Annotated in this window: 24 protein-coding genes; 17 read left to right on the forward strand and 7 right to left on the reverse strand. The window is 69.9% G+C overall.

Features of this window, described 5'->3' with window-relative positions; genetic code table 11:
- Positions 1-184: 184 nt before the first annotated feature.
- Both MFF40_RS05310 and MFF40_RS05315 read left to right on the forward strand, forming a co-directional pair.
- Positions 185-1,012, forward strand: a complete 828-nt coding sequence (locus MFF40_RS05310; protein WP_238259852.1) for a DUF1236 domain-containing protein — start codon at positions 185-187, stop codon at positions 1,010-1,012.
- 348 nt (positions 1,013-1,360) lie between these two features.
- A complete protein-coding gene (locus tag MFF40_RS05315; RefSeq protein ID WP_147855472.1) occupies positions 1,361-3,361 on the forward strand; it encodes a methyl-accepting chemotaxis protein in 2,001 nt (666 codons plus the stop codon).
- A gap of 16 nt (positions 3,362-3,377) precedes the next feature.
- On the opposite strand, the gene hrcA is transcribed toward MFF40_RS05315, so the two are convergent.
- The gene (gene hrcA / locus MFF40_RS05320) at positions 3,378-4,433 is read right to left on the reverse strand and encodes a heat-inducible transcriptional repressor HrcA (RefSeq protein WP_147855474.1); all 1,056 of its coding nucleotides are present in this window, start codon (positions 4,431-4,433) and stop codon (positions 3,378-3,380) included.
- Positions 4,434-4,599: 166 nt separating this feature from the next.
- On the opposite strand from hrcA, the gene rph reads away from it, so the two are divergent.
- Genes rph through hemW form a run of 3 tightly spaced genes read left to right on the forward strand, consistent with a single transcriptional unit; the run spans position 4,600 to position 7,153 of the window.
- Entirely contained in the window at positions 4,600-5,313 is a 714-nt protein-coding gene (gene rph / locus MFF40_RS05325) for a ribonuclease PH (protein WP_147855471.1), read from the forward strand.
- On the forward strand, positions 5,310-5,939 hold the full coding sequence (gene rdgB / locus MFF40_RS05330) for an RdgB/HAM1 family non-canonical purine NTP pyrophosphatase (protein ID WP_147855470.1): 630 nt from the start codon (positions 5,310-5,312) through the stop codon (positions 5,937-5,939). Before rph ends, rdgB begins: the two co-directional genes overlap by 4 nt.
- Positions 5,940-5,977: 38 nt before the next feature.
- Positions 5,978-7,153, forward strand: a complete 1,176-nt coding sequence (hemW, locus tag MFF40_RS05335) for a radical SAM family heme chaperone HemW (protein ID WP_187277769.1) — start codon at positions 5,978-5,980, stop codon at positions 7,151-7,153.
- Between the two features lie 17 nt (positions 7,154-7,170).
- Here the strand turns inward: hemW and MFF40_RS05340 are convergent, their stop codons facing one another.
- Positions 7,171-8,457, reverse strand: coding sequence for a penicillin-binding protein activator (locus tag MFF40_RS05340; protein ID WP_187278115.1), 1,287 nt, complete (start codon positions 8,455-8,457; stop codon positions 7,171-7,173).
- A gap of 133 nt (positions 8,458-8,590) precedes the next feature.
- Between MFF40_RS05340 and rsmI the strand changes: the two genes are divergently transcribed.
- Positions 8,591-9,577: a 16S rRNA (cytidine(1402)-2'-O)-methyltransferase gene (gene rsmI / locus MFF40_RS05345; protein WP_147856552.1), complete on the forward strand. Its 987-nt coding sequence runs from the start codon at positions 8,591-8,593 to the stop codon at positions 9,575-9,577.
- Between the two features lie 3 nt (positions 9,578-9,580).
- Positions 9,581-9,958, forward strand: a complete 378-nt coding sequence (locus tag MFF40_RS05350; protein WP_238259855.1) for a YraN family protein — start codon at positions 9,581-9,583, stop codon at positions 9,956-9,958.
- 72 nt (positions 9,959-10,030) lie between these two features.
- Here MFF40_RS05350 and MFF40_RS05355 read toward each other — a convergent pair whose 3' ends face one another.
- The 3 genes from MFF40_RS05355 to MFF40_RS05365 all read right to left on the reverse strand — a co-directional run bounded on the left by MFF40_RS05355 (position 10,031) and on the right by MFF40_RS05365 (position 12,780).
- Positions 10,031-10,420, reverse strand: a complete 390-nt coding sequence (locus MFF40_RS05355) for a response regulator (protein ID WP_147856550.1) — start codon at positions 10,418-10,420, stop codon at positions 10,031-10,033.
- Positions 10,421-10,690: 270 nt separating this feature from the next.
- The gene (locus tag MFF40_RS05360; RefSeq protein WP_238259857.1) at positions 10,691-11,794 is read right to left on the reverse strand and encodes a L,D-transpeptidase family protein; all 1,104 of its coding nucleotides are present in this window, start codon (positions 11,792-11,794) and stop codon (positions 10,691-10,693) included.
- Positions 11,795-11,883: 89 nt separating this feature from the next.
- Entirely contained in the window at positions 11,884-12,780 is an 897-nt protein-coding gene (locus MFF40_RS05365) for an extensin family protein (RefSeq protein WP_238259859.1), read from the reverse strand.
- 184 nt (positions 12,781-12,964) lie between these two features.
- On the opposite strand from MFF40_RS05365, the gene MFF40_RS05370 reads away from it, so the two are divergent.
- Both MFF40_RS05370 and MFF40_RS05375 read left to right on the forward strand, forming a co-directional pair.
- On the forward strand, positions 12,965-15,040 hold the full coding sequence (locus MFF40_RS05370; RefSeq protein ID WP_238259861.1) for a M3 family metallopeptidase: 2,076 nt from the start codon (positions 12,965-12,967) through the stop codon (positions 15,038-15,040).
- Positions 15,041-15,124: 84 nt separating this feature from the next.
- Positions 15,125-16,036: a hypothetical protein gene (locus MFF40_RS05375; protein WP_238259863.1), complete on the forward strand. Its 912-nt coding sequence runs from the start codon at positions 15,125-15,127 to the stop codon at positions 16,034-16,036.
- Positions 16,037-16,058: 22 nt separating this feature from the next.
- Here the strand turns inward: MFF40_RS05375 and MFF40_RS05380 are convergent, their stop codons facing one another.
- Positions 16,059-16,277 (reverse strand): hypothetical protein, encoded by a 219-nt coding sequence (locus MFF40_RS05380; protein WP_238259864.1) that lies wholly within the window; start codon positions 16,275-16,277, stop codon positions 16,059-16,061.
- 220 nt (positions 16,278-16,497) lie between these two features.
- Positions 16,498-16,890 (reverse strand): DUF2267 domain-containing protein, encoded by a 393-nt coding sequence (locus MFF40_RS05385; RefSeq protein ID WP_147854372.1) that lies wholly within the window; start codon positions 16,888-16,890, stop codon positions 16,498-16,500.
- 311 nt (positions 16,891-17,201) lie between these two features.
- Here MFF40_RS05385 and MFF40_RS05390 point away from each other — a divergent pair, with 311 nt between their 5' ends.
- The 8 genes from MFF40_RS05390 to eutC all read left to right on the forward strand — a co-directional run bounded on the left by MFF40_RS05390 (position 17,202) and on the right by eutC (position 25,901).
- Positions 17,202-17,801 (forward strand): cysteine hydrolase family protein, encoded by a 600-nt coding sequence (locus MFF40_RS05390; RefSeq protein WP_147854373.1) that lies wholly within the window; start codon positions 17,202-17,204, stop codon positions 17,799-17,801.
- Between the two features lie 186 nt (positions 17,802-17,987).
- Positions 17,988-19,718: a ubiquinone-dependent pyruvate dehydrogenase gene (poxB, locus tag MFF40_RS05395; RefSeq protein WP_238259865.1), complete on the forward strand. Its 1,731-nt coding sequence runs from the start codon at positions 17,988-17,990 to the stop codon at positions 19,716-19,718.
- Positions 19,719-19,784: 66 nt separating this feature from the next.
- Positions 19,785-20,528 (forward strand): (Fe-S)-binding protein, encoded by a 744-nt coding sequence (locus MFF40_RS05400; RefSeq protein ID WP_147854375.1) that lies wholly within the window; start codon positions 19,785-19,787, stop codon positions 20,526-20,528.
- Positions 20,525-22,138 carry a lactate utilization protein B gene (locus MFF40_RS05405; protein WP_147854376.1) on the forward strand — a complete coding sequence of 538 codons (1,614 nt, stop codon included), beginning with the start codon at positions 20,525-20,527 and terminating at the stop codon, positions 22,136-22,138. The genes MFF40_RS05400 and MFF40_RS05405 overlap by 4 nt, the downstream gene beginning before the upstream one ends.
- The gene (locus MFF40_RS05410; RefSeq protein WP_147854377.1) at positions 22,135-22,743 is read left to right on the forward strand and encodes a LutC/YkgG family protein; all 609 of its coding nucleotides are present in this window, start codon (positions 22,135-22,137) and stop codon (positions 22,741-22,743) included. The genes MFF40_RS05405 and MFF40_RS05410 overlap by 4 nt, the downstream gene beginning before the upstream one ends.
- Before the next feature lie 70 nt (positions 22,744-22,813).
- Entirely contained in the window at positions 22,814-23,674 is an 861-nt protein-coding gene (locus MFF40_RS05415; RefSeq protein WP_147854378.1) for a transglutaminase-like domain-containing protein, read from the forward strand.
- Between the two features lie 65 nt (positions 23,675-23,739).
- The gene (locus MFF40_RS05420) at positions 23,740-25,119 is read left to right on the forward strand and encodes an ethanolamine ammonia-lyase subunit EutB (RefSeq protein ID WP_147854379.1); all 1,380 of its coding nucleotides are present in this window, start codon (positions 23,740-23,742) and stop codon (positions 25,117-25,119) included.
- Positions 25,116-25,901 carry an ethanolamine ammonia-lyase subunit EutC gene (eutC, locus tag MFF40_RS05425; RefSeq protein WP_238259866.1) on the forward strand — a complete coding sequence of 262 codons (786 nt, stop codon included), beginning with the start codon at positions 25,116-25,118 and terminating at the stop codon, positions 25,899-25,901. Before MFF40_RS05420 ends, eutC begins: the two co-directional genes overlap by 4 nt.
- Positions 25,902-26,153 lie beyond the last annotated feature (252 nt).

Consider the following 26,153-nt stretch of genomic DNA (forward strand, 5'->3'; position numbering starts at 1 on the left):
GGCGACGTTACAGGCGACGACCGTGATCGCAAGTCCGTGATCGGACTTTGGCTGGGACAGCAGCTGACTGTGTCATTTGTCGTCGGCCCCGTCCGCCGCCGTGTACGGAACGGTTTCGCGCGGCACCCCGTTGCGGCCCGGCACGGGTGCCGAAGGCGCCACAACCACAACGGGACGACAGGCCATGACGCGGATCTTCAGGGACACGGTGGCGGCCGCCATCCTCATCGCCGGCGCGGCGACGGCGTTTGCGCAGGGAGGCCCCGGCGGTGGTGGCGGCCCGGGCGGTGGCGGCGGTGGCCCCGGCGGCGGTGGCGGTCCGGCGGCGGGCGGCGGAGCGGGACCGGGCGGCGGAGCGGGACCGGGAGCCGGCGGTATGCGCGGCGGGGCTGGCGGAGCCGAAGGCGGCGGTATGCGCGGCGGCGCGGACGGTGGAGCGCGGGGTGCCGAACCCGGCGGCCCAGCCTCGCGCGGTGCCGACGCGCCCGGACGGCCGGGTCAGGCCGGGGGGGGCGGCGGCCGCGACGGCGGCCCGGCCGAGCAGCGCGGCGGGCGTGACGAGACCGGCCCGGGCCAGCGCGGCGATCGCGGCGGGCGTGACGAGACCGGCCCGGGCCAGCGCGGCGATCGCGGCGGCCGGGACGAGACCGGCCCCAACCAGCGCGGCGATCGCGGCGCGGCAGGTGAGCGGGGCGATCGTGGTGGGCGCGACGGTGTCCGCGGCGGTCGCGGCGGCGGTTCGGCCCGCGGTGCGGTCGGTCGTCTGGACACCCGTCAGCGCACGGAGTTCCGCGGCTCGATCACCCGGCTCGGCGTCTCGCCGCTGCGCGACGTCGCGTTCGGACTCGCGATCGGAACGGCAATTCCGCGCTCCGTAAGGCTTCACCGGCTGCCGCCCGCGATCATCGAGATCGTGCCGGAGTACGAAGGCTACGACTTCGTCCTCGTGCGCGACGACATCGTAATCATCGATCCCGATACCTACGAGATCGTCGACGTGATTCCTGCGTAAGTTGCTGGATAGTCGCCTCTCTTCGCGCTCAAGTGTACGGCGCTGAAAACCTTCACCGCCGGGATGAAGAATCCCGGCGGTAAAATGCGCAATAAGAGATTTCAAGAATGCCTTGGTGCTCACTGCGATGCGCAGCAAGCGATTGCAAGACGACCGAAAGCTGTGAAGGATAGCAGAGCGGTCGGCACGGTTGATGCCTCTGAATCAGCAGCTGCGGCGCCTCGATGTAAATCGAACGTCCGGTGCCCGCGGACAGTATTCCAGTGATCGACAATAGGATTTGGTGTCGGTTTATGGGTGCGGTACCTGCGGGGTGATCGATCGATTATCGGCTGATGAGGGCAAGGCATGTCGAGACAGGGACTCAACGCGGCTCGACTTGCGCGCGGCTGGCGCCCGCGCCTCGGTGTATCCGGCCGCGCCATACTCCTGATCCTCGGTGTGGTCTGTGCCGCCTTCGGGGCGAGTTCCGCCTATCTCTACGCCACGCAATCCACCGCCCTGCGGGCCAACCTCGATGCCAACATGGCGAGCTTGAGCGCCGCATCGGCGCGGAGCGTGGGGAACTGGTTGCGCGGCAAGCTCGAAGTGACGCAGCTCATGGCGCAGCAGATCGCGCTCGTCGGCGTCGGGCCGAAGGCGAACGACGTCCTCGGTCTGCCGATGGCGCGAGACCTCTTCATAAGTGCCTATCTCGGCCGTCCGGACGGCTTCTACACGGAGATGCCTCAATCCGAGCTGCCCGCCGGCTACGATCCGCGGCAACGTCCCTGGTACAAGGATGCCATGGCGGCGGGGCAAGCTGTCTTGACCGAGCCCTACACCGATGCCGGAACCAACGTCATCACCATCACCGCCGCGGGGCCAATCTTCGGTGAGGATCGAGCGATCCTCGGTGTCATCGGAGGCGATTTCGACAGCTCGGCCCTGACCCGGATGATTGCAGAGGTCGCAGCGGGCGGCAAAAGCTACGCCTACCTGGTGTCGGGCGGCGGAACGGTACTGGTCCATCCGCGCCCAGAGCTGATCGGCAAGCCTCTCTCGGACCTGATTGCCGGGCCGCTCCCGAAGATCGGCGGTGGCTTGGCCGAGACGCGGGAGGGCGACCGGGCGACCTTCACCGCCTTCGCCCGCGTCCCGAACCTGCCCCCGTCGCTCGACTGGTACATCGCCCTCTCGGTCGACAGCGCCGAGGCGTTGGCTCCGACTACGGCACTGGCGACGAACCTGGCGGCGGCTACCCTGCTGGTTCTGCTCGTGCTCGGCATCGTGGTCGGCCGGCTGATGACGCTCACCGTCTCGCGCCCGCTGAACCGCTTGGTCGGCGTCCTGCAGCGCATGAGCCAGGGCGAGCTCGATGCCGAGATCGCCGAGGCCCGGCGCAGTGACGAGATCGGGCTGGTCGGCCGGGCCGTCGAAGGCATCAAGGCGCTGGTGGCGCAGCGAGCGCGCGACCAGGCCGAGGCGAAGCGCATGGCCGACGAGGCCGCCGCCTCCGAGCGCAGGCGCGCGATGGTCGCGTTGGCCGACGGCTTCGAGCAGGCTGTGGGGGCGATCGTCGGCATGGTCTCGTCCTCGGCCACGGAGCTGGAGGCCACGGCCCAGACCCTGACGGCGAGCGCGACCCAGGCGGCGGCGCAATCGACCAGCGTCGCGGCCGCCGCCGAGGAGGCGGCCACCAACGTTCGCACGGTCGCGGCCGCCGCGGAGCAGCTCGGTGCCAGCGTCCGGGAGATTGCCGGGCAGGTGGAGGGCTCGACCACCCTGGCGCAGGCGGCGGTCGGCGAGGCGGACCAGACCGGCCATCTGGTGCAGGACCTGGCCCAGGCCGTCGCGAAGATCGGCGACGCGGTCGGGCTGATCTCCAGCATCGCGGCTCAGACCAACCTCCTCGCCCTGAACGCGACGATCGAGGCCGCCCGCGCCGGCGATGCGGGGCGGGGCTTCGCGGTCGTGGCCTCCGAGGTGAAGGAACTGGCTGCCCAGACCGGGCGCGTCACCGAAGAGATCACCGGCCTGATCGGCCGGATCCAGGGTTCGACCGACCACGCCACGCAGGCGATCGGCGGGATCGTCACGCGCATCCGCGACATCAACCAGGTGACCGGCGCGGTGGCGGCGGCGGTGGAGGAGCAGGGCGCGGCGACCCAGGAGATCGTGCGCAACGTCAGCCAGGCGGCGAGCGGGACGGACGAGGTGACCACGAACATCACCGGCGTGGCCGAGGCCGCGGAGCAGACCGGCACGGCCGCCCATCAAGTGCTGGACGCGGCCTCCGCGCTGTCGCGGCAATCGGCGCAGCTCACTCGGGAGGTCGCAGACTTCCTGCACACCGTCCGGGCCGCTTGAGCCCGACGGGCAGCTGTCAGCGGCCGCCGTCGAGCAGCTTCGAGACCACCCGGGCGGTGTAGTCGACCATCGGGACGATGCGGGCGTAGTTCAGCCGCGTCGGCCCGATCACGCCGACGACGCCGACGATCTTCTGCGAACCGTCGCGGAACGGCGCGGCGATCAGCGACGAACCGGACAGCGAGAACAGTTTGTTCTCCGAGCCGATGAAGATCCGAACGCCCTCGCCGCCCTCGGCACGGGCCAGGAGGTCGATGACGTCCTTCTGGGTCTCCAGGTCGTTGAACAGCAGGCGGATGCGTTCGAGGTCCTCGACGGCGCGCAGGTCGTCGAGCAGGTTCGCCTGCCCGCGCACGATCAGCTGCCGGGCCTCGCTCGGGCCAACCGGCGTCGCCAGGCCGGCATCGACCAGGCGCTCGGTCAGCGCGTCGAGCTCGCGCTTCATCGCCTTGCGGCCGGCCTCGATCTCGGCGCGCAGCGTGCCGAGGGTGCGGCCCTGCAGCCGGGCATTGAGGAAGTTCGTGGCCTCCTGAAGCGCACCGGCGGGCAGGCCCGGCGGCAGGTCGACCAGCCGGTTCTCCACCGAGCCGTCGTCAGAGACCAGCACCACCAGGGCGCGGGCCGGATCGAGGCGGACGAACTCGATGTGCTTCAAGTGGACGTTCGCCTTCGTGGTCAGCACCACGCCGGCCCCGCGCGAGATGCCCGACAGCATGGTCGAGGCCGCGGCCAGCGCCGAATCGAAGGTGTGGCCGGAGGCGGCCGCGCGCATCTCCGCCTCGATCCGGGCCTGCTCCTCCTGGCCGACATCGCCGAGTTCGAGCATGGCGTCCACGAAGAACCGCAGCCCGAGTTCGGTCGGCAGGCGGCCGGCCGAGGTGTGCGGCGCGAAGATCAGGCCGGAATGCTCCAGGTCCGCCATGACGTTGCGGATCGAGGCCGGCGACAGCGCCATCGGGAGGATGCGCGCCAGGTTGCGTGACCCCACTGGCTCTCCGGTCGTGAGATAGCTCTCGACGATCTGCCGGAAGATCTCGCGGGCGCGCTCGTTGAGGGCGGCCAGCGCCTGCATCGAGGGGTCTTGCGGAAAGAGGCTGTTGGAGTCGGTCACGCGGTCATCCTGTCGTGCGATCATGTCCGCCCGGTGTCCGGGGATCAATCCGTACGGCGATGCTTGCCCGCGCAGGCTCCGCGGCCTAAGAGCCCGGCCCTCACTCTCTCATCAGAAAGGGCCCGCGATGAGGCCTTCGAAGCGCGCCGCCGACGAGCTGCGGCCCGTCACCCTGGAGCGCGCGGTCTCGCGCTACGCCGAGGGCTCGTGCCTGGTCAGCTTCGGCAACACCCGCGTGCTCTGCACCGCCTCCCTCGAAGAGCGCGGTCCCCCGTGGCTGCGCGGCTCCGGAAAGGGCTGGGTCACCGCCGAGTATGCCATGCTGCCGCGCGCGACGCACGACCGGACCCGGCGCGAGATCAATTCCGGCAAGCCGTCCGGCCGCACGCAGGAGATCCAGCGCCTGATCGGCCGCTCGCTCCGCGCGGTCACCAACCTGCCCGCGATGGGAGAGCGCCAGATCACCGTCGACTGTGACGTGATCCAGGCCGATGGCGGCACCCGCACCGCGGCGATCACCGGTGCCTGGGTGGCGCTCTACGATTGCTTCGCCTGGATGCGCACCCGCTCGATCATCTCGGTGGACCCGCTGCGCGATCACGTCGCGGCCGTGTCCTGCGGCTTGTACAAGGGCAATCCGGTGCTCGACCTCGACTACGCCGAGGATTCGGCGGCCGAGACCGACGCCAACTTCGTGCTGACCGGCAAGGGCGGCATCGTCGAGGTGCAGGGCACCGCCGAGATGGAGCCGTTCTCCGAGGCCCAGCTCCTCGAATTGCTGCGGCTGGCCCGCGCCGGCACGGACCGGCTGGTGGCCCTCCAGAAGGAGACGATCGCGTGAGCCGCAAGCTGACCGGCAAGGTGGTGATCGCCACCCACAACGCGGGCAAGCTCACCGAGATGCGTGAGCTGCTGGCGCCGTTCGGGATCGAGGCCGTCTCGGCCGGCGAACTGGGGCTGCCCGAGCCCGACGAGACCGGCACGATGTTCTCCGAGAACGCCGCCATCAAGGCGCACGCCGCCGCGAAGGCGACCGGGCTACCCGCCTTCGCGGACGATTCCGGTCTGTGCGTCGCTGCGCTGGACGGCGCGCCGGGCATCTTTTCCGCCCGCTGGGCCGGCCCGGCCAAGGACTTTTCCGGCGCGATGGCGCGGATCTTTGCGGAGCTGGAGCAGCGTCAGGCGAGCGACCGGACGGCGCATTTCGTCTCCGCCCTCGTGCTCGCCTGGCCGGACGGCCATACCGAGCTGTTTGAGGGCCGCGTGTTCGGCACGCTCGTTCCGCCGCGGGGCGATGCCGGCTTCGGCTACGATCCGATCTTCCAGCCGGATGGCCATGGCCGCACCTTCGGCGAGATGGGCGCCGAGGAGAAGCACGGGGTCGATTGGCAGAAGGGGGAGGGGCTGTCGCACCGCGCCCGGGCCTTCGTGCTGCTGAGCCGCGCTTGCCTGGCACCGGCGGCTTGATTGCCAAACCCGGCCGGCACCCTCACATCCCGGCGATCATGACTTCGACCGGCCCGGACCATCCGACCCGCGACGCGGGCTTCGGCATCTACCTGCACTGGCCCTTCTGCGCCGCGAAGTGCCCGTATTGCGACTTCAACAGCCACGTCCGGCACGCGGGCGTGGATCAGGCGCGCTACCTCGACGCCTTCCGGGCGGAGATCGCCCACAGCGCCGCCCGCACCCCCGGCCGCACCGTCACCAGCGTCTTCCTGGGCGGCGGCACGCCGTCGCTGATGGATCCCGCGACGGTGGCGGGCCTGCTCGACGCGGTGGCGGAGCACTGGGCGGTGGCGCGGGATGTGGAGATCACCCTCGAGGCCAACCCGTCGAGCGTCGAGGCCGGTCGCTTCCGCGGCTACCGGACCGCCGGGGTGAATCGGGTATCGCTCGGCGTGCAGGCGCTGGACGACGCCTCCCTGAAGAAGCTCGGGCGGCTGCACAACGCCGAGGAGGCCTTCGCGGCGATCGGCATCGCGCAGGCGGTGTTCGACCGGACCTCGTTCGACCTGATCTACGCCCGCCCCGATCAGACCCCCGCCCTGTGGCGGGCCGAGCTGAACGAGGCGCTCGCCCGCGCCGCCGAGCACCTGTCGCTGTACCAGCTCACCATCGAGCCGGGCACGCCGTTCCACGGCCTCGCCGCCGCCGGCAAGCTGGTGACGCCCGACGACGAGGTGGGCCGGGTCCTCTACGACGTGACCCAGGAGGTCTGCGGGCAGGCTGGCTTGCCGTCCTACGAGATCTCGAACCACGCCCGCCCGGGGGCGGAATCGCGGCACAACCTGCTCTACTGGCGCTACGGCGAATATGCCGGCATCGGGCCCGGGGCGCATGGGCGCCTGGTCACCCCGGCCGGGCGGATCGGCACCGTCACCGAACGCAACCCGGAAGCGTGGCTGGCCCGCGTCGAGCGCGACGGCCAGGGGATCGTCGAGACCGAGACCCTGGCGGCGGCAGACCAAGCCGACGAGTTCCTGGTGATGGGCCTGCGGCTGACTGAGGGGATCGATCCCGAGCGCTACGCCGCCCTGAAGGGCCGACCGCTCAACGGCAACCGGATCGGCATGCTGGTCGGCGACGGCTTACTCCATCGCCTGCCCGGCGGGCGCATCGCCGCCACGCCGCGGGGCGCGCCGGTCCTCAACGCCCTGGTGGCCGAACTCGCGGCCTGATCGGGCCGCCGGCTCTCTCAGGTCCCGGGCTTGGCCAGGACACGTGGCGCCGGGCTGACTACGCTCGCGGCGTTGTTGCGGATCTCGTAGACCGCCAGCGCCCGATCGCTGAGCCCCTCCGGCCGGAACCGGAAGGTGCCGTCCGTTCCGGAGAAGCCGGAGGCGTTGGTCAGCGTCGTCTCGGCGAAACGCTGCGATCCGTATTGCCGGTTCAGCGCCGCCGACAGCATAACGGCGTCGTAGGCCAGCGATGCGACACGCGGCGGCACGGCACCGAATCGGGCCTGGTAGCGACCGCTGAAACTGGAGAAGCCGTTCCGGTCCGGCGAGGCGAACCGCCCGCCCTGGAGCGCCGGCAGCGCGTAGAGCGACGGCTCGTTCCACAGGGCCGTACCGATCGGCCGGACCCGACTGGGGTTGTAACCCGCCTTGGTCAGCGCCGCCGCCACCGCCGGCATCGCCTCCGCGGTATCCGGGATGAACAGCGTGTCGGCGGTCGCGCCGGCCCCCGTTATGACGCGCGCCAGCCGCTCCACCGCCGGTCCGGGCGCCCCGGACGGATAGCGTTCGACCGCCGCGACCCGGGCCCCCTTGCGGGCGACCGCCTCTCGGAACTCGGCCTCGACGGCGTTGCCGTAGGCGGTCTCCGGAATCAGGGCCGCGAAGGAGCGTCGGCCGTCGGCGACGGATTCGTCGACGATCCGGTCGACCTCGGGCTGCGGCAGGAAGCTCAGGAGATAGATCCCCCGGGCGGCCACGGAGGCATCCGTCGAGAATCCGATCACCGGTTTGCCGGCGGCCCGGGCCGGCACGGCGGCGGCCTGGACGTTGGCGGCGAAGACAGGCCCGAGCACGATGTCGGCACCCGCCTTCAGGGCCTCCTGGGTCGCCTCCCGGGCGCCGTCCGGGCTGCCCCGGTCGTCCTCGATCAGGATCGTCAGGTCCGGCTGCTGGGCCTCGTCGAAAGCGAGTTGCGCGGCGTTGCGCATCGCAGTCCCCACGGCCACCCCGGTGCCGGTCAGGGGCAGGACCAGCGCGACCTTCACGGCGCCCGAGCCGATGCGGTTGCCGCCGGCCGCCGCCGGGGTGAGGGGGGCAGCGTTCGGGTCCGCCGCGACCGATGGGGCGCCGCCCTGCGGCACGTCGGCCGGCGGCGATAGTTCGGCCCGGGGCTGTGCGCTGCGCCGGGTCGCGCGTCCGTCCCCGAATCCGCCGACGCAGCCGCCCAGCGCCAAGGCACTGAGGGCAACGGTCAGGGCGGTGACTCGCACGAGACGGTTCCGCCCACACTTCGGACGCGCCATGGCGGTCTCCTTCGGGCAGGTTCGAACAACCTGACCGAGCATTTTTCAAATGTAAACGCGCCGGTGCCGACTTGCCCCCGGACTCGACGCGCAGCCGCGACGCGGGGCCGGCACTGTGGCAAGATCACCCGCGATGAACCGTCGATTCGATGCCCCGGGGCCAGCGATCTCAACCAAACCGACTTCCACACCCCCGTCCCAGAGGCCCGGTGCGGACCGCCCGCGAAACACCACGTTCACGGCCTTTGGCCTGGCCAGCGAGACCGAGCCGTTGGCGCCGGGCCTGCACATCGTGGCGACGCCGATCGGCAACCTGCGCGACATCACCATCCGGGCGCTCGCGACCCTGGCGGCGGCCGACGCCGTGCTGGCCGAGGATACCCGGGTGACCCGGACGCTCTTGGCGCATTACGGGATCACGACCCCGTTGCTGGCCTATCACGAGCATTCGAACGAGGCTGTCCGCGACCGGATGGTGGCCCGGCTCCGGGCCGGCGAGGCCCTGGCCCTGGTCTCGGATGCCGGGACGCCGCTCGTGTCGGACCCCGGCTACAAGCTCGTCCAGGCGGCGATCGAGGCCGGGGTCGCGATCACGCCCGTGCCTGGGCCCTCCGCGGTCATGACTGCGCTGGTGGCCGCGGGCCTGCCCACCGACCGGTTCTTCTTCGAGGGGTTCCTGCCCCAGAAGGCCGGGGCCCGGCGCAACCGCCTCGAAGCCCTGATCCAGGTCCCGGGCACGCTGGTGCTGTTCGAGTCGCCCCATCGCCTGCCGGAGATGCTGGCCGACGCCGCGTCCGTGCTCGGCGCCGACCGTCCTGCCGCGGTGACCCGGGAACTGACCAAGTTCTACGAGACGATCCGCCGGGACACGCTCGGCTCGCTGAGCGAGCGGTTCGGGCAGGAGGGCGCGCCGAAGGGCGAGATCGTCGTCATCATCGGCGCCGCGACGGCGCCGGAGCGTACGGCCGAGGGGGACGCCGCCCTGGACGGGCTGATCCGCACCGCCCTCGAACGGCACTCGATCAAGGATGCGGCGAGCCTCGTCGCGGACGAGACCGGGCAGCCGCGCCGTGCCATCTACACCCGGGCCCTGGCGCTGGCCCGGGACAGCCAGGGTTGAGCCGTGCCGGACCGCATCCTGCAGCGCCGCGCCGCCTACCTGCGCGGGCACCGGGCCGAATGGCTGGCGATGGCGGCGTTGCTGGCCAAAGGCTACTGGCCGATCGGCCGACGGGTGAGATTCGCCGGGGGCGAGATCGACCTGATCGTTCGCCGTCCGCGCACCATCGTGTTCGTGGAGGTCAAGGCGCGATCGCGGCTGGACGATGCCCGAACGGCGATCGACGCCGCGAAGCGTCGGCGCTTTTCCCGTGCGGTGCGTGCGTGGGTCGGCCGCAATCCCTGGTGCGCCGGCATGACGCTTCGGGCCGACGCCGTTTTCGTCGGCGACGGCGCATGGCCGGCGCATGTGCCGGGCGTCTTCACCATCGAGGGCTTGTAACGAGGCCGGTCTTTCGGATCGCGTCAACGGGCGCCGGAAGGCGGCAGCCCCGTGGCGGGACGATGTGGACTGTCAGCCGCGGGCGGCCCGGATCGCGCTGATCAGCGTCCGCTTGAGGTCGGCCTGACTGAAGGGCTTCTGCACGACGGGCCGGTCGCGGAACGGCTCCCGGATTCCGGCGCCGCCGTAGCCCGTGGAGAATACGAGCGGCAGGTCGCGCTGCACGATCGCTTCCGCGACCGGGTAGATCGGTTCGCCGGCCACGTTCACGTCGAGGATCGCGATCTCGAACGTTTCCTGGGCGGCCATCTCGAGGGCGGTCGACAGGCGTGCAGCGGGCCCGACGACGGCGCAGCCGAAGTCGAGCAGCATGTCCTCGAGCAGCATCGAGATCGCCGCCTCGTCTTCGACGACGAGGACGCGGACGCCGTTCAGGACTTCATCGTTGGGGTCAGCAGTCACGCCGGGCCGTCTTCCCTTCGAACGCCCCCGTCACCGGGGATCTTGCCGTGCGGTTGGTATCGCCTCGCGAACCGCAGCAGCAGCGCTTGGAAGCGCCGGGGCGGCGCGCCGGACGGTCCGCGAGACCACCTGTGGCGTCGCCCGGAATACCGGACGTGTCAAGCGTTCGCGGCCCGTTCCGGCATCAATGGTGGCCGCGATGTTAACTCACGATACATTTTTGTCGCCTCTCCCACACGGCAGGCCTTGGAGGGCGATTCGCGGGCCGCCTCAATCGTCCTTGAACGACACCTTCGCGCCCCGGGAGACATGTGCCGCGAGGTCGCGGGCGTTCCAGTTGGTGAGGCGGATGCAGCCGTGGGACTCGGTTTTCCCGACCTTCTCGGGCTCGGGCGTCCCGTGAATGCCGTAGCTCGGGATCGCGAGGTCGATCCAGACCAAGCCGACCGGATTGTTCGGCCCCGGCTTGATCGAGAACTTGCGGTTCGTCTTCACGCCCTTGAACGCGTATTTCGGGTTGTAGGTGTAGTCCGGGTCGAACGCGACGCCCTTGACCTTGGTCTCACCGCTCGGCGCCGGCTTCTCGGAACTGCCGATGGAGGCCGGGTAGAAGGCCAGGAGCCTGCCGTCCGCCCCGAAGGCACGCACGTCGCGGCTCGCCTTGTCGACCTCGATCCGGTCGACCTTCGGCTCGTTCGGCAGGTCCTTCGCCTTGGGCTTGTCGGTGCCCATCGGCTCGACGGCCGCCACCGTGATCGACGTGCCGGCCTTGTCGAGCGGCTTGTCCGGATTGAGCGCGCTGACGAGGTCGCGACTCATGTGGAAGCGCTCGGCCAGCATCTCCCGCGGGTTGGTGTAGCCGAGTTCCTTGAGGTCGGCCTGCGCCTCCATCTTCGGCGGGATCGTCTCGGTATAGGGACCGGAGGCGTCCGCGTCGGTGACCGCGTAGTCGGACACCACCGGCTTGTCGCTCGAGGCCTGGAGCTTGTCCCAGAGTTCGGGCGTCAGGTCCTGGCTCGCGGGCAGGCCCTGCGCCACCGCGAAGGCCGAGAGGGCGTGCTGGTAGTTCTCGCCCTTCAGGCCGTCGATGGCGCCCGGATAGAACCGGGCCCGGTCCAGAAGCACCTGCGCCTTCACGATCAGCGGGTCGGGCTTGGCATCGGATTTCTTGCCGGCCCGCGCCTTCTTGTCGGCCTTCGTGGCTTTGGCCGATGTCTCGTCCGGCTTCCCGGCATCGGGCGCCTTGAAGGTCGCGCCGTTGATCGCCTCCGCGGTCAGGGCGGGCGCCTTGTCGGAGGGAGCGGCGTGACCCGGCGCGGCGACGCCGATTGCCAGCAGAGCCGCGCAAACCGGCAACGAAGGTCTCCGCATCATCGACGTCATAGTCTCCGGGAGCGGGCGCGCTCCGGTCGCACAAGCTTCGAGGGTGCGGGAACGTTCCGCACCGAACCGACTCCGCCCCATCACTCGCACAGCCGATGTCCGGCGGTGCGCTCGCGCTCGTCGAAATGGAAGTGGTTGGCGTGGGCCGCGTTGGTGCCGGGGCCCAGAACGGTGCGGAAGAACCCGCAGGCCTTCCCGCGGACGGAGGTCAGGAATTCCGCCTCCTCGGACCCCGCCAGCATCGCCTTGACCGGGATGCTCGCGCGACCCGCGAAGGCGAAGCCCATCACGTCCACGGCGGCCGCGAAGGCGTGATCGCTGAGCTTGGCGTCGACATCGTGGTTCTGTCCCCGGCAGACATAGGTGCCGCCGAGTTCGAGGCCGGTGAGCGGATGCTTGAGCGTGCGCTCGGCCGCGACCTGAACCTCCGTCGCCCAGCGCGCGAAGGACTCGGCGACCTGGCAGGTCAGCGTCGCGCCCCCCGGCAACGCGATGCCGTCGGCGAGCTTGGTCACCTTCAGGGGCAGCGGCGCGGTGCATTGGCCCTCGGCGATGGGCGGCAGCGGTTCGAACTCCACGCCGAGGCGCTTGAGCCGCACCCGGCAGGCGGTGTCGTCCGGCGGCGCGACCTTGAGGGCCAGCGCCGCCTCGCCGGACAGTTCCGGCGGTCGCTCCGGCGGTGTCGGCGGCGGTGTCGGGATCTCGGGCTTCTGAGGCTCCGCGGCGGCGTCCTTCGGCGGCGTCAGCTCGGCAGGACGGGCCGGTGGCGTCGGCTTTGCGGCCTCGGTTGTCGGCGCGGATTTCTGCTCCGCCGGCTGTGCGGGCTTCAGCGCGTCCGGCCGTTCCGGCGGGAGCGGCGGCGGAACCGGGAGTGCGGCGGGCGCCTCGGCCGCCGCACCGGGGAGGGCAGCCGGCGCCCACAGGCCCAGCGCGAGGACGCCGCGCGCCAAAAGAGTCGTCGGTCGGAGGAGCGGCATGAGACCTCGAAGCGTGGGCGTGGGACGGGAGGAAACGAACGGAACCGCATTCGGATCGCTCCGACCCTGTTGACGGGGCCGCCTATCGGGCCTCTGTCTTCCGGGACGCGGCCGCGGACCCCATCTCGCGGCCTCACGGGGCGGACCGAAGGCACGGTCCGGCCGACGCACCACCGAGGATCGAATGGCGGACGTAGCTGATGCCGGGCTCCCGAGCCTGCCGCAGGACAATCCCTTCCGCGACGCCCAGTGGAGCACGCCCTACGGCCTGCCGCCGTTCGAGCGGATCCAGGCCGCGCATTATATGCCGGCCTTCGAGGCCGCGCTCGCCGCCCACGAATCCGAGATCCAGGGCATCGCGGCCGACACGGCGCCCGCGACCTTCGCCAACATCGTCGCGGCGATGGAGCGGGCCGGTCAGGCCCTCGAGCGGGTCGCCGGCGTCTTCTACAACCTGACCGGCAGCCACACGAACCCGGATCTGCAGGCGATCGAGCGGGCGATCGGCCCGAAGCTCGCCCGGCACGGCAGCGCCATCTATCTCAACCCGCAGCTCTGGGCGCGCATCTCGGCCGTCGACGCCGAAGCGGAGGAGCTCGGGCCGGAAGAGCGCCGGGTGCTCGACCGCTACCGCATCCGCTTCCGTCGTGCAGGCGCCGAGTTGGGCTCGGACGACAAGGCACGCATCGCCGAGATCGCCGCCCGGATGTCGGAACTCGGGACCCAGTTCAGCCAGAACCTGCTCGCCGACGAGAGCAGCTTCACCCTGCCGCTCACCGGCGAGGACGACCTGGCCGGCCTGCCGCCGTTCCTGCGCGCCGCCGCCGAGAGCGCGGCCCGGGAGCGCGGCCTGGATGGTCACGTGATCACCCTGTCGCGCTCGCTGATCGAGCCGTTCCTGGTGTTCTCCACCCGGCGCGACCTGCGTGAGAAGGCCTACGCGGCCTGGACCCGCCGCGGCGAGAACGGCGGCACCACCGACAACCGCGCGATCATCGTCGAGATGGTCGGCCTGCGCGCCGAGCACGCGCGTCTGCTCGGCTTCGACAGCTTCGCGCATTTCAAGCTGGACGACACGATGGCGGCGAGCCCCGACGCCGCCATGGAGCTGCTGCGCGACGTCTGGACCCCGGCCCGGGCGCGGGCGGGCGAGGAGCGCGAGCGGCTCCAGGCGATCGTCCAGCAGGAGGGCCACAACTTCGCGCTCCAGGCGCATGATTGGCGCCACTACACCGAGAAGCTGCGGCGGGCCGAGCACGACCTCGACGAGAGCGAGGTGAAGGCCTACCTGCCCCTCGACCGGATGATCCAGGCGGCCTTCGATACGGCATCCCGGCTGTTCGGGCTGACCTTCGAGGAGCTGTCCGACGTGCCGCGCTACCACCCCGACGTGCGGGTCTGGCGGGTCGGCAACCCGGACGGGTCCGAGGTCGGGCTGTTCCTGGGCGATTATTTCGCCCGCTCCTCGAAGCGCTCCGGCGCCTGGATGAGCGCGTTCCGCTCGCAGGAGCGCCTGAACGGCACCGTCACGCCGGTGATCGTCAACGTGATGAACTTCGCCAAGGCGCCCGCCGGCGAGAGCGCGCTCCTGTCCTTCGACGACGCCCGCACCCTGTTCCACGAGTTCGGCCACGCCCTGCACGGCCTCCTGTCGGACGTGACCTACCCGCTGCTCTCCGGGACATCGGTGTCGCGCGATTTCGTCGAGTTGCCGTCCCAGCTCTACGAGCATTGGCTGGAGCAGCCCGAGGTGCTGAAGGCTCATGCCCGGCACCACCGCACCGGCGAGCCGATGCCCGACGCGCTGCTGCGCAAGCTCCTGGCGGCGCGCACCTTCAACCAGGGCTTCGCCACGATCGAATACACCGCCTCGGCGATCGTCGACATGACGCTCCACCTCTCGGCAGGCGGCGAATCCGGCCTCGACGTGCCGGCCTTCGAAGCGGACGCCCTGCAGCGGATCGGCATGCCGGCCGAGATCAGCATGCGCCACCGGACGCCGCACTTCGCCCACATCTTCTCGGGGGACGGCTACGCGGCCGGTTACTACAGCTATCTCTGGTCCGAGGTGCTGGATGCCGACGCCTTCGATGCCTTCAAGGAGGCCGGCGACATCTTCGACCCGGAGACGGCGAAGCGGCTGCGGACCTTCGTGTACGGCGCCGGCAACCTGCGCGACCCGCGTGACGCCTACACCGCCTTCCGCGGCCGGATGCCGAGCATCGCGCCGCTTTTGAAGAAGCGGGGTCTCGCGGCCTGAGGCGGGGACGGCCGGTAAGGGTTTCGTAAACAAACGTCCTTAACGAACGCTTGCAGGCGGACCCTGCAGACGGAGTTGGGGGCGATGACGAAGATGGAAGCCAAGCCGGCCCTCTCTCCCGACGAGCTGCTGAAGGCCGTCGTGGCGGGCAAGGCGGTTCCGAAGCCCGAGCCCGTCGCCGCACCTGCGGCAGCGCGATTCGCGATGCCGTCCCTGGCAGGTCCAGAGGTCCGGCGCTACGCGATCGCTGGCACCGCCCTGGCGCTCGGTCTGGTTCTGGGCTTCGCCGCACGTCCCGGCTCCGGCGGCGCGCCGAGCGACGCCGTCCTGGCGCTGAGCACGACCGTCGATGCCGGCCGGACCGAAACCGCCCGGCTCGGCGCCGACATCGCCCAGCTCCATCAGGTGCTCGCCGACCTGCGCGCCGCCATCGACACCGCCCGCAAGGAGGCCGGCAGCCGCAGCGGCGCCCTGGGCGAGCGCCTGACCCAGATCGATAAGAACCTGAATGCCAAGACCGCCGCCCTGAGCGAGCGCCTCGAGCAGGCCGAGCGCGAGCACAGTGGGCGGATCGCCAACCTCGCTGCGCAACTGGAGCGTCGCGCGTCCGTCGCGGCGTCGGCCGTGAAGGCCGAGCCGACACAGACCGGGAGCCTCGCCGACACCCGCCCGGCCGACGCGAAGGTCGCCGAGGCGAAAGCCGTCGATGCCAAAAGCGCGGAGGCCAAGAGCGCAGAGGCTAAGGCTTTGGAGGCGAAGGCTTCGGAGGCCAAGCCGAAGGCGGTCGCGGCCGAGAAACCCCCGGTGATCGACGGCTGGGCTGTCCGCGACGTCTACGACGGGGCGGCGATTCTGGAGAACAGACGCCGCCGCATCGTCGAGGTCGGGCCGGGAGACCTGCTGCCGGGTATCGGCCGGGTCGAGGGCGTCGAGCGCCGCGGTCGGGAGTGGGTCGTGGTGACCCGTCAGGGCCTCGTCACGTCCCAGCCCTGGTAAGCCGGATGCTTAATACGCTGCGTCAGCGTCCCTGGAAGGTCGCCGAGGCGAGTTCGTCGCTGGTGCCGGGGAAGCGCGGTTCGATCGTCAGCGGATCGGCCAAGGCGGACGCGCGCTCGGCCCGGCGCCGACCGTGGCGCAGGGCGCGGGTTTGAGCGGCTCGGGTCGGGTGCAGGATTGCCGCAAGCAGCGCCTGGCCCTCGAAGGCGGTATCCAGATTCTTGGCTTCGAAGACGGGCATGGCCGGCCTACCTGAGTGCAATCCGGTCACCTGCCGAAGGCGATGACCCGAATTGCATCCCGAATAACGGGGATCGCGTGGACGGGTTCCGCCAAGCTCTGACGGCGAAACCACTTTTTTACGATCGTTCAGGAACGGCGCGAAAACGGTGCGGCGGCGCACGTGCCGCCGGCGAAAACCGGGTCCCGAAGGCGTTTGCCCGCCCCCGGGACCTTGTTCGTCAGACGAACTGGTTGAGGCCCGGGATCGAACCGATGATCGGTCCCATGGCATCTTCGCCGACCTTCTCGCGGCCGAAGGCGAACAGCTCCTGGCCGAGCGGCTGCATCTGGCCCATGGGAACACCGGCGCCCATCAGCTTCTGGCCCAGCGCCATGACGCCGCCGCCGCCCATCATGCCGCCGAGCATGCCCATGAGGCCGCCGCCGCCGCTCTCTCCGGCATTCGATTCGGCCACGAGCGCTTCGGAGCCGGGCAGCGCGGCCATGAGCTGGCCCACCTCGGATTCCGGCCCCTCCTTCTGCAGGAAGGCCAGGATGTGCCCGATTGCCGTCTGCGCGGTCGCGGCGTCGAGCCCGGTGCGGGCGGTGACGCGGGCGAGCAATTCTTCCATGACGCTGATCTCTTCGACGCTGATCTCTTAGGAACGTTTCCAGACGTCCTTCGACTCTGGGGCGCCGGAAATCAAGCGCGGCTCCCGACTTCGCTGGGAAACACCGGCCCGGACGATGCGCGGAACATCCGGGCGCCCCGAGAGTCAGCGCAGGCGCCGACGCGGCATTGCGACTCACGGCGAGCCGTGGCCTCGTAGACGGCGAAACAGGCAGGAACAGAGTCGATCCTCGGAAGGTCCGCCGCGGCTCCAGCCGTGGCCCGATCGGGACCACTCCGGCGGATCGATCACGCGCGCATCGGGAGACACGGGTGAGCGATCTCAAGACCCTACGCGGCCTCTCCGGCCTCAGCCCCGAGCCCGCCAGCCTGAAGAAGGCCGCGCTTGTCCTCATCGACATCCAGAACACGTATCGCGAGGGCGTGATGCGCCTGTCCGGCGTCGAGCCGGCCGTCGCGGAGGCCGCGATCCTTCTCAAGCGGGCCCGGGAATCCGGCGTGCCGGTCTTCCACATCCAGCACAATGCCGGCCCCGGCTCGCCCTACGACATCACCGCGGAGATCGGACAGATCTCACCGGAGGTCGCGCCACAGGGCGGGGAGGCCGTGATCACCAAAGCCTTCCCGAGCTCCTTCGTGGGCACGGATCTGGAGGATCGGCTCAAGCGGGCAGGCGTCACCGACCTCATCCTGGCCGGCTTCATGACCCACATGTGCGTCAACTCGACGGCGCGTTCCGCCTTCAACCTCGGCTTCCATCCCACCGTGGTCGCCTCGGCGACCGCGACGCGCGATTTGCCGGCGCCCGACGGCTCGGTGGTGCCGGCGGCCCAGCTACAGGCCGCAAGCCTCGCGGGCCTCGGCGACCTGTTCGCCGTGATCGCCCGCGACGTGGACGCGGTCCGCCCCTGATCGTTCGACGGGGATAGTATTTTCTCCGAAACCCGGGCGCGAACATTCGGGGTTAGACTCCGAAATCTCCGGTTCTGCCGCCTTGACTGCTGCATCGGACATGTGTGCGATGCAGCATCGGGCCGAGAGCGGCGGAACATCACCGCCGGCCGCACAGTTCGGCTCCGAAAATGCGGAGCTTGAACCATGCGCATCGAGAACGTCGCCGACCTGATTGCCGAGACCCTTCAGGAGGCCGGCGTCGCGCGAATCTACGGCGTTGTCGGCGACAGCCTGAACGGCATCACCGAGGCGCTGCGCGCGCGGGGAAAGATCGACTGGATCCACACCCGCCACGAGGAGGCGGCGGCCTTCGCGGCGAGCGCCGAGGCGCAGGTCACCGGCAAGCTCGCCGTGTGCGCGGGTTCGTGCGGCCCCGGCAACCTGCACCTGATCAACGGGCTCTACGACGCGCACCGGAGCCGGACCCCGGTCCTGGCGATCGCCGCGCAGATCCCGTCGGCCGAGATCGGCTCGGGCTATTTCCAGGAGACCCGCCCGACCGAGCTGTTCCGCGAGTGCAGCCATTATTGCGAGCTGATCTCCGACCCGTCGCAGATGCCGTTCGTGCTCGAGAACGCGATCCGCGCCGCGGTCGGGGAGGGGGGCGTCGCCGTCATCGTCATCCCGGGCGATGTGGCGCTGCGCGATGCGCCCAAGCGCGCGCCGGCCACCCGGGCCGGGCTTATCCCGGCCAAGCCTGTCGTACGCCCGGCGGATGCCGAACTCGATGCGCTGGCGGCCCTGCTCAACGCCGGCAAGCGCGTGACGCTGCTGTGCGGACGCGGCTGCGCCGGCGCCCATTCCGAACTGTTGCAACTCGCCGAGGCGCTCAAGAGCCCGGTCGTGCACGCGCTCGGCGGCAAGGAGTATGTCGAATTCGACAACCGCTACGATGTCGGCATGACCGGACTGATCGGGTTCTCGTCCGGCTACGCCGCCATGATGGCGTGCGACACCCTGCTGATGCTGGGCACCGGGTTCCCGTACAAGCAATTCTACCCGCAGGACGCGAAGATCGCCCAGGTCGACCTGCGCCCCTCCGAACTCGGCCGCCGCTGCCGCATCGAGCACGGGCTCGTGGGCGATGTCGGCGCGACGATCCGCGCCCTGCTGCCGCGCCTGAAGCCGAAGGCCGACCGGTCGTTCCTGGATGCCAGCCTGAAGCACTACGCCAAGGCCCGCGCCGGCCTCGACGACCTCGCTACGGCCAAGCCCGGCGGCCCGCTCCATCCGCAATATCTGGCGAAGACGATCAGCGAGGCGGCCGCGGACGACGCGATCTTCACCGCCGACGTCGGCACCCCGACGATCTGGGCGGCGCGCTACCTGGCGATGAACGGCAAACGGCGCCTTCTCGGCTCCTGGGTCCACGGCTCGATGGCCAACGCCTTGTCGCATGGGATCGGCGCCCAGGCCGCGGAGCCGAACCGGCAGGTGATCGCGCTCTGCGGCGACGGTGGGTTCGCCATGCTGATGGGCGATTTCCTAACGCTCCGCCAGCATCGGCTACCGCTGAAAGTCGTGGTGTTCAACAACGGCACCCTCGGCTTCGTTGAGCTGGAGATGAAGGCGGCGGGTTACCTCGAGACCGGCGTCGCGCTCGACAATCCGGACTTCGCCGCGATGTCGCGGGCCGCCGGCATCTTCGCCCTGCGGGTCGAGGACCCGGCCGAGCTGCCGGGCGCCATGCGCGAGTTCCTGGCCTTCGACGGCCCCTCGCTGCTCGATGTGCGAACCGCCCGCAACGAGCTCTCAATGCCGCCCAAGATCGATGGGCAGCAGGTGAAGGGCTTCAGCCTCTACGTGCTGCGGGCCGTGATGGATGGGCGCGGTGACGCAGTTCTCGACCTCGCCAAAACCAACCTCATCCGGTAGACCTCACTTGGTATTCTAGACCCGTTCCAGTTCAAGGGAGCGGGCGATCCAGGGAGGTTCCGGACCATGCGGGTCGGCCTGTTCGTGCCGTGCTACGTCGACGCTTTCGAGCCGGAAGTCGGGATCGCCACGCTGGAATTGCTGGAGCGGGTCGGTTGTACGGTGGAATACCCGTTCGACCAGACCTGCTGCGGCCAGCCCATGGCCAACACCGGCTGCCACGCCGAGGCCGCCGCCACCGAGGCCCTGTTCGTAAAGAATTTCTCGGATTTCGACTACGTGGTGGCGCCCTCCGGGTCCTGCGTGCACCAGGTCCGCGAGCACCTCACTGCGATCCCGCAGACGGACGAGGTCAAGAAGGTCCGGGCCAGCACCTACGAACTCGTGGAGTTCCTACACGACGTGCTGAAGATCGAGGCGCTGCCCTGGGCCGAGTTCCCGCACAAGGTCGCCTATCACGGCAATTGCAACGCGCTACGCGGCATCCACCATGCGCGGCCGTCCGAGATCGTGAAGCCGTACTTCTCGAAGCCCCTCGACCTCCTTCGCCTCGTGAAGGGCGTCGAGCTGGTCGACCTCGCCCGGCCGGACGAGTGCTGCGGCTTCGGCGGCACCTTCTCGGTTTTCGAGCCCGCGGTCTCGGCCAAGATGGGCTACGACAAGGTCGCCGACCAGAACCGGGCCGGGGCGCAGTACGTGGTCTCGGCCGATTCCTCGTGCCTGATGCACCAGAAGGGCTGCGCCGAGCGCCTCGGCCTGCCGCTCCGCTATATCCACATCGCGCAAGTGCTGAACGGAGCCGCCGCATGAGCGTCGAGGATCTGAACCCGCGCGCCCGCGAGGGCATCATCCATCCGGAAGTCCGCGCCGACGACGACGAGAGCGAGCGCGGCCAGGATGGCGGCCGCCTCCAGCACGCGGAGGCCGCGACCAAGCCGATCCGCGCGCCGCAGACCCGCGAGAAGCAGCCGCGCGGCGCCAAGATCCGGGGCGACCGGCCGATCGACCAGGCCGAAGCCGCCGAGCGCTTCCTCGCCGCGCCGCTCCACCAGGCCGCCCACGACGAGCGCCTGTGGGACCTGCGCAAGAAGCGCGATACCTCGGCCCACGGCATCCCGGAATGGGAGGAGCTGCGCGAACTCGCCTCCGCCATCAAGGCGCACACGCTCACCCATCTCGACCAGTATCTCGAGCAGTTCGAGGCCGCCGCGAAGGCCAACGGCGTGCAGGTCCACTGGGCCGCGGACGGCGCCGACCACAACCGCATCGTCCTGGAGATCCTGCGCAGCCGCGGTGCCAAGACCCTGGTGAAGTCGAAGTCGATGCTCACCGAGGAATGCGGCTTCCGCCACCACATGGCGGCCAACGGCATCGAGATCATCGAGACCGATCTGGGCGAGCGCATCCAGCAGCTCGACAACGAGGAGCCGAGCCACATCGTGGCGCCCGCGGTCCACAAGACCCGGATGGACGTGGCGGAAGTCTTCGCCAAGACGCTCGGCACCGACCCGGACAACGACGACGCCCATTACCTCGCCGAAAGCCAGCGCGAGACGACACGGCCCTACATTCTGAAGGCCGATGCCGGCATGACCGGCTGCAACTTCGCCATCGCGGAGACCGGCACCGTCGTCACCTGCACCAACGAGGGCAATGCCGACTTGTCCGGCAACGTCCCGCCGCTGCAGATCCACTCGATCGGCATCGAGAAGATCATCCCCAAGGTCGAGCATCTCGGGGTGTTCATCCGGCTGCTGTCGCGCTCGGCGCTCGGCTCGCCGATCACCCAGTATACTTCGCATTTCCGCGGACCCCGCAAGGGCACCGAGATGCACATGGTGCTGGTCGATAACGGCCGCTCGGCCCGGCTCGGGCTGGAGGAGTTCTGGACCTCGCTGAAGTGCATCCGCTGCGGCGCCTGCATGAACACCTGTCCGGTCTACCGGCGTTCGGGCGGCCTCTCCTACGGGGCGACCTATTCGGGCCCGATCGGGTTGATCATCGACCCGACCTTCAACAAGCGGAAATACTCGACCCTGCCGTTCTCCTCGACGATGAACGGCTCCTGCACCAACGTCTGCCCGGTCAAGATCAACATCCACGAGCAGATCTTCGCCTGGCGCAAGGTCCTGGTCGAGGAGCATCACATCCCGGCGCTCAAGCAGGGAATGATGAAGGCCGCAGGTGCGGTCCTGTCTCGGCCCGCCGCCTATCGGGCAGCGATCGGCGCCGCGGATTCGGCGCTGAAGGTGCTGCCGCGCTTCGCCGTCTACAACCCGCTCAACACCTGGGGGAAGAAGCGCGAGATGCCGGATGCGCCGCGCCAGACCTTCCACGCCTGGTACAAGCAGAACCGGATGCAGAAGGCGGTCAAAAACACCGCTGCCAAGGAGACCGCTGCGAAGGACACGGCCCGATGAGCGCGCGCGCGGACATCCTGGCGGCGCTTAAGGCGAACCGTCCGGCGGGCGATTATCCGCTGCCGAGCGTCCCGGACTTCACGCCGCTGGTCGGCGACGATCTGATCGAGGAGTTCGGCGACCGGCTGAAGCGCATGGGCGGCCGGATCGAGGACGGTCGCACCGGCGACCCGCTGGCGGGCGTGCGCGGGCGGCTGGCGGAATCGAAGGTGATCGCCTCCGCGGTCCCTGAGATCGACGGCAACCGCGACCTTCGGGCGGTGCGGTACCCGCAGGAGGTCGAGGACGTCGACGTGGCGGTGGTGCGCGCCGTGTTCGGCATCGCCGAGACCGGCTCGGTGTTGTTCACGGAGGGCGAGCTGATCGTGAACGCCGTCGCCTACCTGGCCCAGCACCTGATCGTGCTGCTCGATCCCGCCGACATCCTCCCCAACGTGCAGGAGGCCTACAAGCGACCGGAATTCGGCCGCTCCGCCTACGCGGTGCTGCATACGGGACCTTCGGCCACCGCCGACATCGAGGGCGTGCTGATCCACGGCGCGCAGGGCGTGCGCTCGCTCACCGTCCTGTTGCTGCCGCGCGCCGCAGAAAGATCGGTCTCCTGAGCCGGAACCGCCGATAAGGCGCGCACCTTGCTTGGACAGCGATCATCTCGTCGCCCGGCAAGGAGATCCGATGCGCTATACCCTCGGCTGCAGCCTGTCGTACAATATTCTCTCGGACACGACCTTCATCTTCAATTTGGAGGTGGCCAAGCTGAGAAGCGTCGAGATCCTCAGCGAGAGCCTGGTGCTCACGCCGAACCTGAAGCGCGATCTCTACACCACGCCCGACCTTCTGAACCGCTATCTCGGCGTCAACGTGCCGATGGGCCAGTTCGCCCTGGAGTATAATGCGGAGGTCGATCTGACCGTCCACCGGGCCGACCCGGCGACCATCAGCGAGACCCCGATCGGCGAACTGCCGCTCGACATCCTGCCGTTCCTGCTGCCGAGCCGGTTCGTCTCCTCCGATCGGCTGACGCCCTACGCGCAGGCCGAGTTCGGCGCGCTGCCCAAGGGCCACAGCCGGGTCAACGAGATCTGCAACTGGATCCACGACCACATCACCTACCAGCCCGGCACGAGCGACGGCGAGACCACGGCCGACGAGTCGCTCCTGAAGCGGGCCGGCGTCTGCCGCGACTTCGCGCATATCGGCACGGCGTTCTGCCGGGCGCTCGGGATCCCGGCCCGGTTCGTGAGCTGCTATGCGCACGGCCTCGTGCCGAGCGATTTCCATGCGGTGTTCGAAGCCTATCTCGACGGGCGCTGGTGGCTGTTCGACGCGACCCGTCAGGCGGATCTCGACGGGCTGGTGCGCATCGGCGTCGGGCGCGACGCCGCCGAGATCGCCTTCTCGACGCCGTTCGGCAACATGCAGCCGGTCAACCAGCAGGTCCGGATCCAGCGCACGGACGGGCAGGGCAGCCCGATGCCGCGCACCGTCGATGCCATCTCCACAGAGGTCCCCGCACCGAATGCCGGTGCGGCCTGAACGGACAGAAGCATCGGATCACGCTATCCTGTGATCCTCGGAAAGCAAGGACGGGGTGAAACCGCATGGCCTACCGCCACGTCGTCGGCCCGCGCACCCACGTCTTCGGTGACCTCGCCACCCTGATGGCCAAGGCGACGCCTGTCCGCTCCGGCGACCGGCTCGCCGGGGTCGCGGCCGAATCCGCCGAGGAGAATGCGGCGGCGCGCTGGTGCCTCGCGGAGGTGCCGCTCTCCGAGATCCTGGCCCGGCCGCTGATCCCGTACGAGCAGGACGACGTCACCCGGCTGATCCTCGACACGCACGATGCCGCCGCCTTCCGGGAGATCGCCCACCTCACGGTCGGCGATTTCCGCGAGTTCCTGCTGACCGCCACCCCGGCGGTCCTGACCCGGATCGCACCGGGCGTAACGCCGGAGATCGCCGCTGCGGTCTCGAAGATCATGCGCAACCAGGACCTCATTTCCGTGGCGCGCAAGGCCCGGGTGGTCACCCGGTTCCGCAACACGATCGGGCTGCCGGGCACGCTGGCGGTACGGCTGCAGCCCAATCATCCGACCGACGATCCGAAGGGGATCACCGCAGCGATCCTCGACGGGCTCACCCTCGGCTGCGGCGACGCCGTAATCGGCATCAACCCGGCCTCGGATTCGGTCCAGGCGCTCGGCGACCTGCTCCACCTCCTCGACGGGGTGATCCGGAAGCACGCGATTCCCACCCAGGCCTGTGTGCTCACCCACGTCACCACCACGCTCGCCGCCATGGAGCGCGGCCTGCCGGTCGACCTCGTGTTCCAGTCGATCGCCGGGACCGAGAAGGCCAATGCCGGCTTCGGGGTGACGCTCGCTTTGCTCAAGGAGGCCCACGAGGCCGCGCTCGCCCTCAAGCGCGGCCCGCTCGGCGACAACTGCATGTATTTCGAGACCGGGCAGGGCTCCGCGCTTTCGGCCGATGCCCATCACGGCATCGACCAGCAGACCCTGGAGGCCCGGGCCTACGCGGTCGCCCGGCCGTTCCGGCCGCTCCTGGTCAACACCGTCGTGGGCTTCATCGGGCCCGAATATCTCTACGACGGCAAGGAGATCATCCGGGCCGGGCTGGAGGACCATTTCTGCGGCAAGCTCATGGGCGTGCCGCTCGGCGTCGACGTCTGCTACACCAACCACGCCGAGGCCGATCAGGACGACATGGACACGCTGCTGACGCTGCTCGGCGCGGCCGGCTGCACCTACATCATGGGCGTCCCGGGGGCCGACGACGTGATGCTGAACTACCAATCCACGTCGTTCCACGATTCCCTCTACCTCCGCGAGGTGCTGGGCTTGAAGCGCGCCCCCGAATTCGAGGCCTGGCTGCACGGCATCGGGCTGACCGACGGGGCCGGCGCCCTGCTGCCGGGATCGGGCGCGCCGCTCCTCACCGCCGCGCCGGACCTCGCCGCGTGAGCGACTCGCGGGAGATCTGGGCCAGGCTCGCCGGGCTGACGCCGGCCCGGATCGGGCTCGGCCGCGCCGGCAGCGGCCTGCCGACCCGGGAGGTGCTGCGCTTCGGCCTCGACCATGCCCAGGCCCGGGACGCCGTGCACGCGCCGATGGATGCGGAGGCGCTGGCCGCATCCATCGCGGAACTCGGCCTCGCCACGCTTGCCGTGGCTTCGCAGGCCCCGGACCGGGCGACCTACCTGCGCCGCCCCGATCTCGGCCGACGGCTCGATCCGGACGACCTGCTGACGCTCGAAGCCGCGGCGGATACCGCCGATCTCGCCGTCGTGGTGGCGGACGGGCTCTCGGCCCGGGCCGTCCACGAGAATGCGGCGCCGTTGCTCAGGGCGTTCAAGCCCCTGGCCGAGAAGGCCGGCTGGCGCCTCGCGCCGGTGGTGATCGCCCGGCAAGCGCGCGTGGCGCTCGGCGACGCGGTCGGCCAGACCCTGAAGGCCCGGGCGGTGGCGGTGCTGATCGGCGAGCGGCCGGGCCTGTCCTCCCCCGACAGCCTTGGCATCTACCTGACATTGAATCCAAAAATCGGCCGCTCGGATGCGGAGCGCAACTGCATCTCGAACGTGCGAACGGCCGGCCTCACCCACGAGAAGGCGGCGTTCAAGCTGCACTGGCTGCTCGCCCGCGCGCTGACCCTTGGCCTCAGCGGCGTGACCCTCAAGGACGAGAGCGACCGTGCTCTGGAAACCGGTGCCGCGTCGGCCGCCTTGCCGGAGCCGGGCCGCGGCTGAACGGGGGCACGTGTTTCGTGCTCTGCGCCGAACGGGGTATCGGTTCAGTCATGCGGATAGCAGTTCAAGGGCCATGTCTGCGGTCCGGAGATGACGGCGGCGGGTGGTTGGTGGCACGGTGCCGGTGATACGGCGCGGCACTGAGCCTTAGAACCCGTGTCGATTGAGCCTTATCCGGTGGGGCAGGTGACCGAAGGATTATCCTTAACCTAATCTCGTGCCGGCAATGGACCCCAAGCGTGGCTGTGGCGG

Source organism: Methylobacterium mesophilicum (genome assembly GCF_022179445.1).
Taxonomy (GTDB): Bacteria; Pseudomonadota; Alphaproteobacteria; order Rhizobiales; family Beijerinckiaceae; genus Methylobacterium; species Methylobacterium mesophilicum.